Source organism: Roseateles flavus (genome assembly GCF_039872765.1).
Taxonomy (GTDB): domain Bacteria; phylum Pseudomonadota; class Gammaproteobacteria; order Burkholderiales; family Burkholderiaceae_C; genus Roseateles_B; species Roseateles_B flavus.
The window spans coordinates 1-14,999 of sequence record NZ_JBDPZC010000025.1; the positions used below are offsets into that span (position 1 = coordinate 1).

Annotated in this window: 2 protein-coding genes; both read right to left on the reverse strand. The window is 70.1% G+C overall.

Going from position 1 to position 14,999, the window contains the following annotated elements; all coding sequences use genetic code 11:
• Positions 1–11,375 (reverse strand): amino acid adenylation domain-containing protein (locus tag ABDJ40_RS24330; protein ID WP_347613660.1); only part of this gene is annotated, 11,375 nt, incomplete at its 3' end.
• A 5-nt stretch (positions 11,376–11,380) separates the two neighbouring features.
• On the reverse strand, positions 11,381–14,999 hold a 3,619-nt coding region (locus tag ABDJ40_RS24335; protein ID WP_347613662.1), incomplete at its 5' end, for an amino acid adenylation domain-containing protein.

Sequence of the window (14,999 nt, forward strand, 5' to 3'; positions counted from 1 at the left end):
AGGCTGCGGCCTTCGAAGCTCAGCGCCAGCGCCTGCGGGGCCTGCTGTGCCTGGGCCTCGAAGAGCTCGTGGATGCGCACGTGCTGCGGGAAGGCCCGCGTCGTGGCGTTGAAGCCTTGCAGCTGCGCCAGTTCCTGCGCGGGCAGCACGCTGGCCGCCTGCACCGGCACGGGGCTCTGCGTCTCCAGCGCTTGCACCAGGCTCTCCAGCGCCGCCTGCATATAGCCCAGCACGCGCTGGGCGCTGACCGGCGAACGCACCTGGGCATTGAGCTCCAGGCCGCCCTCGCCGAAGTCGTCCAGGTTCAGCGCGAAGGGGTAGTTGGTGCGTTCCTGGCCCGCGATCATGCGCATGCCCAGCTCGCGCTGCGCGGCTTCGTCCATCACCTCGCTGTGGCGGTAGTTCAGCAGCGCGCTGAACAGGCTCACGCCATTGGCCACCCCGCTGCAGCGCTGGGCCAGCGCCAGCGGCGTCTGCTCGAAGTCCATCAGCTCATGCAGCTTGCGGGCCGTCTGGCGCACCAGGGCTTCCGCGTCCTGACCCTGCAGCTGCACGCGCAGCGGCAAGGTGTTGATGAACATGCCCAGCATCTGCGCGGACTGCGCGCCCTCCTGTGCACGGCCCGTCAGCACCGTGCCGAACACGACGTCGCTGCGTCCCGCGCAGGCCGAGACCACCTGGGCCCAGGCCGCATGGAACAGCACCGCCGCGCTGACCCCGCGCTCACGCGCCTGCCGGCGCAGGCGCTGCGCCAGCGTGGCATCCAGCTTCAGGCTGCGTTCGTCCACGCCAGCGCCGTCGCCCTGCACGTCGGAAAGGCCGAAGGGCAGCGTGGGCTCCGTCACGTCCGCCAGCTCGGCGCGGAAGTGCGCCTGGGCGTCGCTGCGCTCGCGCTGCTGCAGCGCACGCGCCACGAAGGCGCGGTAGGGCACGGGCGCGGGCAGTTGCTGCGCCTGGCCAGCCGCGAACACGGCGGCTTCACGCTCGATGATCTCCATCGCCACGTGATCGCCGATCAGGTGATGGAACTGCAGCAGCAGGTAGCACTCCTGACCGTGAGCCGCACGGCCCACGCGCACCTGCAGCAGCGGCGCCTGGTCCAGCTCGATGCGCTGCAGCTCGGGAGCACACAGCGCCTGCATCTGCGCCAGTGCCTGCTCTTGCGTCTCGAAGGCCAGCTCCTGCACCTTCAGCTCCGCCCGGCGCAGCACCACCTGCATGGGCTGCTGCAACTGCTTCCACTGCACCGCCGTGCGCAGCACGTCGTGCCGCTGCAGCATGAAGCGCAGCGCGTCCAGGAAGGCCGTCACCGCCTGCTCGTTCTCGCAGGACCACAGCATGGCCAGCACATAGGGGTCACCGCCCTCGGTTGCCGCCATGTGGTGGAAGAGGATGCCTTCCTGCAGCGGGGCCAGCGGGTAGATGTCCTGGATGTTGGCCATGCCGCCCGGCACCTGTGACGCAATCGCGTCGATCTCCTCCTGGCTCAGCGTGGCCAGGGGCAGCATCTCCGGTGTGATGTGCTCACAGTCCGCCGGGATGGCGTTGGGTGGCACCACGAAGTCCGGCGCCGCCGGCTCTGCCTGGGCCAATGCCGCGGCCAGGCCCTGCACCGTCGGGGTCGTGAAGACCTGACGGATCGTCAGCGCCAGGCCGCGCTCATGCGCCCGCGAGCTCAGCTGCATCGCCAGCAGCGAGTGCCCGCCGAGCTCGAAGAAATGGTCGGTGACGCCCACCTGCGCCACGCCCAGCACCTCCTGCCAGATCTCGCACAGCTGCGCCTCGATCTCGTTGCGCGGCGCCACGTACTCGCGGCCCTGTGCGCCCAGTTCGGGCTCCGGCAGGGCCTTGCGGTCCAGCTTGCCGTTGGGCGTCAGCGGCAGCGCCTCCAGGGCCATGAAGGCCGAGGGCACCATGTAGTCCGGCAGGACCTGGCTCAGCGTGCCGCGCAAGGCTTCCACCTCGGCGGCGCCGGTGAAGTAGGCCACCAGCTTCTTGTCGCCCGCCACCTCGCGGGCCAGCACCACGGCCTCGCGCACGCCTTCGCAGGCCGCCAGTGCCGCCTCGACCTCGCCCAGCTCGATACGGAAGCCGCGGATCTTCACCTGGTGGTCCAGGCGACCCAGGAACTCCAGCACCCCGTCCTCGCGCCAGCGCGCCAGGTCGCCCGTGCGGTACATGCGCTCGCCCGCCACCCACGGGTCCGCCTGGAAGCGTTCCTGGCTGAGCTCGGGCAGGTTGAGGTATTCACGGGCGACGCCACCACCCGCCACCACCAGCTCGCCGGCGGCTCCCGACGGCACCAGATGGCCTGCGTCGTCCAGCAGGTAGATGCGACGATCGCCGATGGGCCGGCCAATGGGCAGCTCGCCCTCCAGCTGCTCGGGGACGACGTAGCAGGCGCTGAACACGGTGCATTCAACCGGCCCGTAGCCGTTGACGACGCGCAGCGCCGGCCAACGGGCGCGCAGCCGGCGCACATGCGCCGCCGACACCCGGTCACCGCCGACCATTAGCTGCTTGAGACCGCCGAGCGCCTCGACCTGCGAGTCGACGAAAGTGCTGAAGAAGGCGGCGGTCAGCCACAAGGTGTTGACCTGCCCGGCTTGCAGCGAGCGGGCCAGGCTTTGCGGGCTGACGTCCTCGCCGTCGAACAGCACGCAGCGGCCCCCCTGGCACAGGGCGGGCCACAGCTCCAGCGTCAGCACATCCCAGGACACGGAGGAGTAGTGCAGGCTGACGCAGTCCGCGTCGAAGGCCGCATAGTCCACATGCGTCATGAAGCCCAGCAGGCTGCGGTGCGGCACGGCCACGCCCTTGGGCTGGCCGGTGGAACCCGAGGTGTAGACGCAATAGGCGAGGTCCTCGGCACTGACCGGGCGTTCGGGGTTGTGCTCGGCACTGGCTGCCAGCGGCGCCTCCAGCTCGTCCAGGCACAGCGTGGCGGCCGTCTCCAGCTGCACCAGCGTGCTGTGGCTGCGATGGGTGATGAGCACGGCACAGCCGGCATCCTGCGCCATGAACTGCAGACGCGAGGCCGGCAGGCGCGGGTCCAGCGGCACATAGGCGCCCCCGGCCTTGAGCACGGCCAGCAGGCTGACGGGCCAGTCCAGACCACGGGGCAGGCACAGGCCCACCCGCACATCCGGGCCCACGCCCATGCCTGCCAGCAGATGCGCCAGGCGGTTGGCACGGCGGTTCAACTCGCCATAGCTCAAGGCCTGATCGCCCCAGTTCAGGGCGATGCGATCGGGGTTCTGCGCCGCCTGCGCTTCCACCCGCTGATGGGTCAGCGCCTCGCCGGCGCAGGAGCGGGTCGTCGCGTTGAAGGCCAGTCGCAGGCGGTTCTGCTCCTCCTCGGGCAGGATGGCCAGCTGCCGCACCGGCGTCGGGTCCTGCCTTTCCAGCGCACGCACCAGGCCCTGGAGCGCGGTGTGCACATAGCTCAGCACGCGCGCCGCGCCGATGGGGCGCTGCACCTGGACAGACAGCTCGAAGCCGCCACGACCCAGGTCGTCCACATTGAGCGCAAAGGGATAGTTCGTGCGTTCCTGGCCGGCGATCAGCTTCAGGCCGAGCACGTCCTGGGTGGACTGGTCCGGCTCCTCGCTGTGACGGTAGTTGAGCAGCGCGCTGAACAGCGGCACCCCGTTGGGCACGGCACTCGCGCGTTGCGCCACGCTCAGCGGCGTCTGCTCATGCGCCATCAGTTCCCGCAAGGCCGTGCCGACCTGCTGCAGCAGCGCCTCCGCGTCCTGCCCCTGCAGCTGCAGCCGCAGCGGCAGGGTGTTGATGAACATGCCCAGCATCTGCGCCGCGGCGGCGCCGTCGTCCACACGGCCGGACAGCACGGTGCCAAACACCACGTCGCTGCGTCCGGCGCACGCGGCCACGACCAGGGCCCAGGCCGCATGGAAGAGCGCCGCTGCGCTCTGGCCACGGCGGCGCGCCTGCTGGCGCAGCTGCTCCACCAGCCCGGGGGCGAGGCGCAGCTGGGACTCCTCGATGGCGCCCGCATCGCCCTGCACATCGGCCAGGCCGAAGGGCAGCGTCGGCTCGCTCACCTCGCCCAGCTTGTCGGTGAAGTAATGGCGGGCATCGTCGCGATCCCGCTGGCGCAGGGCGCGTGCGACGAAGTCGCGATAGGGCGTCGGCTGCGGCAGCAGCGCCGCATGCCCCGCCAGGAACATCGCCGCCTCGCGCTCGATGATCTCCATCGCGACGTGATCGCCGATCAGGTGGTGGAACTGCAGCAGCATGTAGCGCCGCGGCGAATCACCCGCACGGGCGATGGTGACGCGCAGCAGCGGCGCGCGGCCCAGGTCCAGGCGCTGGCGCTGGGGATCGCTGAGCTGCAGCACCTCCGCATGCGCCTGAGCCAGCGTGTCGAAGGACAGCGTCTCGATGTCCAGCTCGACCTGGCGCAGCACCACCTGCACCGGCCTGGACAGGTCCCGCCACTGGACGGCCGTGCGCAGCACGTCGTGCCGGGTGGTCATGAAGCGCAACGCCTCCAGGAAGGACGCGACCGAGTCCTCGCTGTCGCAGTCCCAGACCGTGGCCATCACATAGGGATCGCTCCCCGTGCCCGCGGCGAGGTGATGGAACAGGATGCCTTCCTGCAGCGGTGCCAGCGGGTAGATGTCCTGGACGTTGGCCGCACCACCCGGCACGGCTGCCACGACGGTGTCGAGCTCCTGCTGGCTGAGGGTCACGAGGGGCAGCATGTCCGGCGTGATGTACTGGCTGCCCTCGGGGATGAGGTTGGCGGGCGCGGACTCCTCCTCGCCGGCCGGGGCGGCGGCTTCGAGGATCGCGGCCAGGCCGGCGACGGTGGGGTTGGCGAAGATCTGGCGGATGGAGACCGACAGGCCCTGCTCCTTGGCCAGCGCCACCACGCTCATCGCACTCAGGGAGTGGCCGCCGAGCAGGAAGAAGTTGTCGGAGACGCCGACCCGCTCCAGGCCCAGCGTCTGAGCCCAGAGGGCGCACAGGGCCGTCTCCAGCGCTGTGCGGGGCGCCTGGTACTCGGACTGGAACAGGCTGGGATCGGGGTCCGGGAGCGCCCGGCGGTCGATCTTGCCGTTGGGTGTCAGCGGCATCTGCTCCAGCGTCAGGAAGGCCGCCGGCACCATGTAGTCGGGCAGGCGCGCCTGCAGCGCGGTGCGCAGCACCTCGGCGGTCACGCCTCCGGTGACGTAGGCGATCAGCTGACGGTCGCCGGCCACGATCTCCTTGACCAGCACGACGGCAATCGCCACGCCCGGGACGGCCTGGATGGCCGCCTCGATCTCGCCCAGCTCGATGCGCTGGCCGCGCAGCTTGATCTGGTGGTCCACCCGGCCGACGAACTCCAGGTTGCCGCTGTCCAGCCAACGCGCCAGATCGCCGGTGCGATAGAGGCGGTCGCTGCTGGAGGGGTCCTCCGGATTGAAGAAGGGGTTGGGAACGAAGCGTTCCGCCGTCAGCTCGGGCCTGTTGAGATAGCCGCGGGCAAGGCCGACACCACCGATATAGAGCTCACCCGGCACGCCGATGGGCACCAGCTGCATGCGGCTCGACAGCACGTGCAGCTGCAGGTTGCGGATGGCACGGCCGATGTGCAGATGGCCCTGGCCGGGCTTGAAGTCGCCCTCGCTGGAGCACACGGTCGACTCCGTCGGACCATAGCCATTGACCAGGCGGCGGCCACGGGCCCACTGCTCGGCCAGCTCGTAGGGGCAGGCCTCGCCGGTGACGACCAGCACCCGCACCCCCGCCCACTGCTGGAAGTCCAGCAGCGGGAGCAGGGCCGGCGTCATGGCAGAGTGCGTGACGCCGGTGCGCTCGACCAGCTCCGACAGCAGGGGCGGCGACTTCGCCACCTCGCCGCTGGGGATGACCAGGGCGGCACCGTTGATCAGCGCGATGGCCCATTCCCAGGTCGCCGCATCGAAGGACAGCGAGGCGAACTGCAGCACGCGCGAGTCCGGCGTGATGTCCAGCGTGAAGCGCTGGTCATGGGCCAGATTGCACAGCCCCTGGTGGTTGATGAGCACGGCCTTGGGCTTGCCCGTCGATCCGGAGGTGTAGATGGCATAGGCCAGGCTGTGGGCCTGCAGCGCAGGCACCTGGGGATTGCCGTCGGGTGCCGCCGCGATCTTCTCGCGGGTGCCCGCCTCGTCGAGGCAGATCGTCTGCGTCGACGGCAAGCTCAGGCGTTGAGCCTGGCTCTGCGAGCACAGCGTCAGACCCAGGCCGGCGTCCTCGATCATGTAGAGCAGGCGTTCGCTGGGATAGGCGGGGTCCAGCGGCACGTAGGCTGCGCCGGCCTTCAGGATGCCCAGCAGGCTGACCATCATGTCGACCGAGCGCTCCATGGACACGCCGATCAGGGTGTCCGGGCGCAGGTCCAGGCTGGAGCGCAGGAAGTGGGCCAGCTGGTTGGCGCGGCGGTTCAGCTCGGCGAAGCTGACGCGCTCGTCTTCATGGAGCAGCGCCAGTGCGTCGGGCGTGCGCGCGGCCTGGGCCTCGAACAGAGCATGGATGGTGGTGTCGGAGGGATAGGGCGTGAAGCCGCTGTTCCACTCGCGCATCTGGCGCTGCAGTTCCTGCTCGGCGAGCACGCAGATGTGCAGCACGTCTTCCTCGCTGCCCGTCTCGAGACGCTCCACCAGCCCCTGCGCCGCCCGCACCACGTAGTCCGCGATGCGGGCCGCGCCAATGGCGGGCGGCACCTGGACCTCCAGGGAGAAGCCATCGCCGAGGTCGTCGACGGCCAGGTTGAAGGGATAGCTCGTGCGCTCATGCGAGGTCAGGACCTCGATGTCTGAGATGTGGGGCACCTCGGACCTGGGCGCGGTATGGCGGTAGTTCAGGATGCCGCTGAAGAGCGCCTGCCCTGCCGCGACCCCGCTGCACTGCTGGGCCAGGGGCAGCGGCGTCTGTTCGTGCTCGACCAGCGACTGCAGCGTCTGCGCCACCTGGTCCACCAGGGCGGCGGCACTCTTCTCGGAGAGGCTGACCCTGACCGGCAGCGTGTTGATGAACATGCCCAGGGCCTGGTCCATGCCGGCCAGAGCGCCCATGCGACCGGACATCACCGTGCCGAAGACCGGCTCCTCCTGGCGCGAGCAGCTCGCCAGCACCAGGGCCCAGGCGGCATGGAACAGGGCCGCCGGGCTGCGGCTGCCCTGCCGGCCCAGGGATTTGATGCGGCTGGCAAGCGCTGCCGGCAGGCGGACCTGTGCCACGTCCATGCCGTCGCCGCTGCCCTGCACCTCGGCCAGGCCGAAGGGCAAGGTGGGCTCGCTGACCTCACCCAGCATCTGGCTGAAGAAGGTCTGGGCGCGGCCGGCGTCGAAGGTGCGCAGCGCATGCGCGACGAAGTTGCGGTAGGGCACCGAAGGCGGGAGCTCGGCGGCCCGCCCGTCGATGATGAGGGAGGTCTCGCGCTCGATCACCTCGATGGCCACGTGATCGTCGATCAGGTGGTGCACCTGCAGGCAGACCAGGCAGCGGCCGCTGGCCGGGTCCTCCACGGCCTTCAGGCGGATCAGCGGCGCCTGGTTGAGGTCCATCCACTGACGCTCGGGCTCGCACAGCTCGCGCATGCGTGCCTCGAGTGCAGCGCCCTCGCCTTCGATGTCCAGCCACTGCAGCGGGACCTGCGCGCGGCGCAGGACCACCTGCACCGGCTTGGGCAGCGATTCCCAGTACACCGCGGTGCGCAGCACTTCATGGCGCTGGACCACCTCGTCCAGGGCGGCCAGGAAGCGCTCGAAGCGGGCCCGGCTGGCGAAGGAGAGCAAGGTGGGGATGATGTAGGGATCACTGCCCGAGGCCATCAGGTGGCTGAACAGGATGCCTTCCTGCAGCGGCGCCAGGGGGTAGATGTCCACGATATTGGCCTGGCCACCCGGGACCTGGGCCACGATGCGGTCGATCTGCTCCTGCTGGAGCGCCAGCAGCGGCAGCATCTCCGGCTGGATGCGCGGCGCATCCGTCCAGTCGAAGCGCGCAGGGAGCTCGGCCAACGGCTCGGCGGCCGCGGCGGGCACCAGGCGGCCGGCCAGCTCGCGCACCGTCGGGGCCTCGAAGACATGGCGCGCACCGAGCACATGGCCCTGCTCGCGCAGCAGCGCCATCAGGCGCATCACCAGCAGGGAGTGGCCGCCCAGCGCGAAGAAGTTGTCGGTCACGCCCACGCGCGGCACGCCCAGAACCCGCGACCAGATGTCGCAGAGCAGGTGCTCGGCCTCGCTGGCCGGCGGCACATAGGCCGCCGTCCACTCGACCTGCAGTGCCGCCAACGCCTTCTTGTTGATCTTGCCGTTGGGCAGCAGCGGCAGCTCGTCCAGGGCCACGAAGGCGCTGGGCATCATGTAATCCGGCAGCTGACGGCCCAGCGCGGCCTTGAGCGCTGCCTCGTCGGACTGACCAACCCAGTAGGCCACTAGGCGGGGCACGCCGGCCTCGCCGACCACCGGCAGGACGACGGCGCGCTGCACGCCGTCAACCCGGCCCAGCGCCGATTCGATCTCGCCCAGCTCGACACGGAAGCCGCGGATCTTGACCTGGTCGTCGGTCCGGCCCATGTACTCCAGCTCGCCCCCGGGGAGGCGGCGCACCAGGTCGCCGGTGCGGTACATCAGCGCACTGCTCGCTGGGTCTGTGCTGTCGTGGAAGGGATTGGGCACGAAGCGCTCGGCGCTCAGCTCGGGCCGGTTCAGATAGCCCAGGGCCAGGCCCTGGCCGGTCAGGTACAGCTCGCCCACCAGGCGGTCCATCACCGGCGCCTGGCGGTCGTCGAGGACCAGGGTGCCGGTGTTGGCAATCGGGGTGCCGATGGTGCTGCGCCCCTGCGCCTGCAGCAGGGCGACGGTGGCGTTCACGCTGCATTCCGTCGGACCATAGGCATTCATCAGCCGGGGCAGCGGCCCCTCGTGCTGGTACCAGGCCTTCAGGGCGGCGTCCGAGACCATCTCACCGCCGATGGAGACATGGCGCACGCTCGCACAGGGTCGCGCGGCGTGCGTCGTGGCCAGCTCGGTCCAGAAGGCCGTCGGCAGGTTCAGCACGGTGAGGCGCTCGGCCTCGCAGCGCTGCCAGAACTCGGCGGCCGAGGTGATCCAGGCGTCCGTGCGCAGCACCAGGCAGGCGCCGCTGGACAGCGTGGTGAAGATCTCCTCCACGGACATGTCGAAGCTGATCGGCGCGAACTGGAGCATGCGGTCGGAGGCCGTCATGCCGTAGCGCTCGATCAGGTCCCGGGCCAGGTTGACGACGCCGCGGTGCGGCACCAGCACGCCCTTGGGCAGGCCCGTCGAGCCCGAGGTGTAGATCACATAGGCCAGGTCCTCGCTGCTGGCACCCGCCACCACCGGCTGGCTCGCCTCGCAAGCCGCCAGCTGCGCCAGCACCTGCGGCGCGTCCAGGCACACGGCCTGCGCTTCCTCCACCGGCACCTGACCCAGCAGCCGCTGCTGCATCAGCACCTTGCGCACCCCGGAGTCCGTCACCATGTGCGCCAGGCGCTGCGCCGGGTAGCTCGGGTCCAGCGGCACATACGCGCCACCGGCCTTGAGGATGCCCAGCAGCCCCACCACCATCTCCAGCGAGCGCTCCATGCACAGGCCCACCAGCTCGTTGCGCTGCACTCCACACGTGCGCACCAGGTACTGCGCCACGCGGTTGGCCTGATCATCCAGTTCCGCGTAGCTCAGGCTGCGGCCTTCGAAGCTCAGCGCCAGCGCCTGCGGCGTCTGCTGCGCCTGCGCCTCGAAGAGCTCGTGGACGCGCTGCTGCGCCTCCTGCGGGCGGCGCGGCCCCTGGGACCTGGCCAGCACCGAGCGCCGTTCCTGCTCGTCCATCAGGGGCAGGTCGAAGACGCAGCGGTCCGGCTCGTCCAGCAGCGCACCGAGCAGATGCTGGAAGGCCCGCGAGAAGGCCTCGATGGTGGCCTTCTCGAAGATGTCGGTGTTGTACTCCCACACGCACTCCAGGCCCTGCGCGCGATCGGTGACGTCCAGAGAGAGGTCGTACTGCGACAGGGTGCCGTGCCGGGGCAGGAGCTCGCTCGCCAGCCCGGGCAGCGGGATCTCGGTGCTCTCGGCCCCGTTCAGGCCGAACATGATCTGGAACACCGGGTTGTGGGCCAGGGAGCGGGCCGGATTGAGGCGCTCGACCACCTGCTCGTACGGCGCGCCCTGGTTCTCGAAGGCGGCCCCCATCAGGGCGCGATGGCGCTCCACGACCTCGGCAAAGCCCGGGGCCCCGGAGAGGTCGCTGCGCAGCACCAGGGTGTTGACGAAATAGCCGATGAGGCTGCCGATCTCCGGCATTTCCCGGTTGGCGACGGCCGTGCCGACCATCAGGTCGCGCTCATTGCTCAGGCGCGCCAGCAGCACGGCAAAGGCGCTGTAGACGCCCAGGAAGACCGTGGCATTCGCACCCTGGCACCACTGCCGCACGCGCTCGGCCAGCGCGTGGGGGATCAGCTGGGTAACCAGACCACCGCGATAGGACTGCTGGGCCGGCCGGCGCGTGTCCAGCGGCAGGTTGTGCAGGGTCGGTGCACCGCTCAGCTGGCGCTGCCAGAACTGCAGCTGCCGCTCCAGCGCCTCCCCCTGGGTGTGCTGGCGTTGCCATGCGGCGTAGTCGGCGTACTGCACCGGCAGCTCCGGCAGGGACGCAGGCGCCCCGCCGAGCTGCTCGGCATAGAGCTGGCAGAACTCCTGCAGGACCAGGGACAGCGACCAGCGGTCCGAAGCGATGTGGTGCAGCGTGACGCTGAGCACGTGCTCATCTGCCGCGCACTTGAAGACGGCGGCGCGCAGCAGCGGATCGCGCTCGATGTCAAAGGAGGTCGCGGTCTCGCGGTCCAGCGCGGCCTCGAGGCGGCGTTCCCGCAGCGCGGTCTCGTGCACCGACAGGTCCTCGAACCGGACCTGGACCGGACGCGCCGGCAGGATCTGCTGGAAGACCTGCGCCTCGGCGTCAATGCCGAAGACGGTACGAAGGCTTTCATGACGCTCGACGATGCGGCTCAGGGCCTGCGCCACGGCCTGGATGTCGAGGGATCCGCGCAGCCGCAGCGCCGTGCTGAGGTTGTAGTGGGCGCTGCCGCCATCCACCCGGTCCAGCACCCACAGCCGCTGCTGGGCGAAGGACGCGGCCAGGCGGCCGTCGCGCCGCGGCAGCGGCGACAGCGCGGACCGGGCCTGCGCCGCCTCGGCTTCACGCAACCACTCGACAAGCGCTGTCTTTTGATCGCGCAGGGCGGCAAGCAGCCCGGCATCCAGGGCGCTTCGATTGCCCCGGACCAGGAGATTGCCGTCGGCACCCACGCTCAGTCGGATGCCCTTTTCGCTCAGTTGGTTCAGCAGCTTGTTCATGGTGATCAGATTTGGATTTCGACTTCGTGTTCGTTCAGGGCGTCCTGCTGGTCAAACTGCAGCAGCGCCGATTGCTTCAGGCTTTCCAGGTGGGCGGCGACGGCCTCGGGCGTCGGCTGGGCGAACAGCTTCTGCACCGTGGGCGCCAGGCCCCAGCGTTGGCGCACCCTGGCCGTGATCCGGGTGGCGTCCAGCGAGGAGCCCCCCAATGCAAAGAAGTTGTCGGTGACCCCCACGCGCGCCACACCCAGCACGTCCTGCCAGATCACGCACAGCTGCGCTTCCACCTCGTTGCGAGGCGCGACATAGGCCTGCGCGTCGGCGCCCAGTTCCGGCTCCGGCAGCGCCTTGCGGTCCAGCTTGCCGTTGGGCGTCAGGGGCAAAGACTCCAGCGTGACGAAGAGCGCCGGCACCATGTACTCCGGCAGGCGCCGACGCAGGGCCTCGCGCAGCGCGGCCACCTCGGCCTCGCCGGTGACATAGGCCACCAGCTTCCTGTCACCGCTCACCTCGCGCGCCAGCACCACGGCCTGACGCACGCCTTCGCAGGCCGCCAGCGCCGCCTCGATCTCGCCCAGCTCGATCCGGAAGCCGCGGATCTTCACCTGGTGGTCCATTCGGCCCAGGAACTCCAGGGTGCCGTCCTCGCGCCAACGCGCCAGGTCCCCGGTGCGGTACATGCGCGGGCTGCTGCCCGGATCTGCCTCATCGTGGAAGGGGTTGTCCACGAACTTCTCCAGCGTGAGCGCCTCGCGATTGAGGTAGCCGCGCGCCAGGCCCAGGCCGGCGATGCACAGCTCGCCTGCCGCGCCCAGCGGCGCCAGCCCGCCGCCCTCGCCCATGATGAAGATCTGGGTGTTGGCGATGGGACGCCCGATGGACAGCGCATCGGCGGCCTGATGGACCTGCTGTGCACAGGACCAGATGGTGGTTTCGGTCGGCCCGTACAGGTTCCACAGCTGGGCCCCCGGCATCGCCAGCAGCTGCTGCGCCAGCGAGGCGCTGAGGGCCTCGCCACCGCACAGCAGCTTCATCGGCCGGTGCGGGCGCCAGCCCTCCTCCACCAGCAGGCGCCAGGTCGCGGGCGTGGCCTGCATGGCCGTGATGCCGCCCTGCTCCATCAGCGCAGCGAGCAGCGCCGCCGAGCGCACCGCGTCGTCGGAGGCGATGGTCACGCGCGCGCCGAGCGACAGCGGCAGGAACAGCTCCAGGCCGTGGATGTCGAAGGAGGGAGAGGTCACCGCCAGCAGATGGTCCGTGGCACCGAGCCCCGGCGCATGGGCCATGGCGCTGAGGAAGTTCACCACGCTGCGGTGCTCCACCAGCACGCCCTTGGGCAGGCCCGTCGAGCCCGAGGTGTAGATCACATAGGCCAGGTCTTTGCTGCTGGCGCCCGCCACCACTGGCTTCACGGCCTCGCAAGCCGCCAGCTGCGCCTGCACCTGCGGCGCGTCCAGGCACACGGCCTGCGCTTCCTCCACCGGCACCTGGCCCAGCAGCCGCTGCTGCATCAGCACCGTCCGCGCCCCGGAGTCCTTCACCATGTGTTCCAGGCGCTGCGCCGGGTAGCTCGGGTCCAGCGGCACATAGGCCGCGCCGGCCTTGAGGATGCCCAGCAGCCCCACCACCATCTCCAGCGAGCGCTCCATGCACAGGCCCACCAGCTCGTTGCGCTGCACCCCGCAGGTCTGCACCAGGTACTGCGCTACGCGGTTGGCCTGCTCGTCCAGCTCGCGGTAGCTCAGGCTGCGGCCGTCATACGTCAGCGCCAGCGCCTGCGGCGTCTGCTGCGCCTGCGTCTCGAACAGCTCGTGGATGCGCACGTCCTGAGGGAAGGCCTGCGTCGTGGCGTTGAAGCTTTGCAGCTGCGCCTGCTCCTGCGCCGGCAGCATGGGAAGGCTGAAGGCATCGGCCTCGGGTTGATCCAAGGCCGCCTTCAGCAGCTCGCGCAGGGTGGCATCGAAACGCCGCACCGTGGCTTCGCTGAAGAGATCGCGGTTGAATTCCCATTCCAGGACCCAGGCACCCTGCCGCTCCTGCACATCCAGGCACAGGTCATAACGGGCCATCTGGGGCTGGCGCGCCAGGTAGCAGGCCTGGACACCGGCAAATTCAGGCACATCTCGACGGTCCTCGTGCAGGGCCAGCATCACCTGGAACAAGGGCGAAACAGCCAGGCTGCGCTCCGGTTGCAGGCGCTCGACCAGGAGCTCGAAGGGCGCCTGCTGATGCTCGTAGGCTTCCAGCAACGTGCGCCTGCTGCGCTGCACGGCGGCCTCGAAGCTGAGCTCGCCCTGCAGCTCCAGGCGCAGCACCAGGGTGTTGACGAAGAAGCCGATCATCTCCGCCAGTTCGGCCCTGCCGCGATTGGCCACCGGCGTGCCGACCACGATGTCGCGGCTGCCGGCATAGCGGGCCATCCAGACGGAGAAGGCGGCATGCAGGCCCATGAAGGCCGTGGCACCGCGGGTGGCGCAGAAGCGCTTCAGGGCCTCGACCTGCTCACGGCTCCATTGACTGAGCCAGAGGCCGCCCTGACGGCGGCCATCGATGCGGCGAGGGAAGTCCGTGGGCAGGCCATGCACCGGCGGCGCGCCGTCCAGCTGCTGCTTCCAGTAGCCCAGCAGACGCTCCAGCCGTTCACCCTGCAGGACCTGGCGCTGCCACTGGGCGTAGTCGGCGTACTGCAGAGTTCCGGGCGGCATGGCCGCAGGCGACTGCCGCACGATGCCGTTGTAGAGCGCGCTGAGTTCCCGAACCAGCGGCTCGATGGAGCTGCCATCGGAGGCCATGTGGTGCAGGGTCACCAGCAGGACGTGGTCCTCGTCGTCCAGCGTGAGCACCTGGACCCGCAGCATGAAGTCGCGGGCCAGGTCGAAGGGGCGCCGGGCCTCTTCGGAAAGACGGCCAGGCAGCGCGGCCTCCCGGTCCGCGGGCGCCAGCGCTGCCAGCGATTCGCTGTGCACCTGGAACTCCTCGGCCGGCAGCAGCACCGGCACCGGATGTCCCTGCTCATCCAGCCTCACGGCGGTGCGCAGCACCTCATGCCGCCGGACCAGCTGCCGCACGGCCTCACCCAGGGCGGCGGTGTCCAGCGCGCCCTGCAGGCGCAAGGCGCCCGCCACGTTGTACTGGGCACTGCCCCCCTCCACATGATCCAGCAGCCACAGGCGCTGCTGGCCGAAGGACAGCACGGGCGTCGAACCCTGAGGCGCCGGAAGCAGCGGCGGCAGCGCCTCACGCTGCAGCGCCTGCACCTGCAGGGCCAGGGAGCGAACCGTGGCCTGCGTCAGCACATGGGCCAGCGTCAGCTCCACGGCCAGACGCTGCTGGACATGCGCCGCCACGCGGGTGGCCAGCAGCGAATGCCCGCCCAGCAGGAAGAAGTCGTCCATGACCCCCACCCGCTCGACACCCAGCACCTCCTGCCAGATCTCGCACAGCTGCGCCTCCACCTCGTTGCGCGGCGCCACGTACTCGCGGGCCTGCCCGCCCAGCTCGGGCTCCGGCAGCGCCTTGCGGTCCAGCTTGCCGTTGGGCGTCAGCGGCAGCGCCTCCAGCACCACGAAGGCCGAGGGCACCATGTAGTCCGGCAGGCGCCGGCCCAGGCTCTCGCGCAGCGTG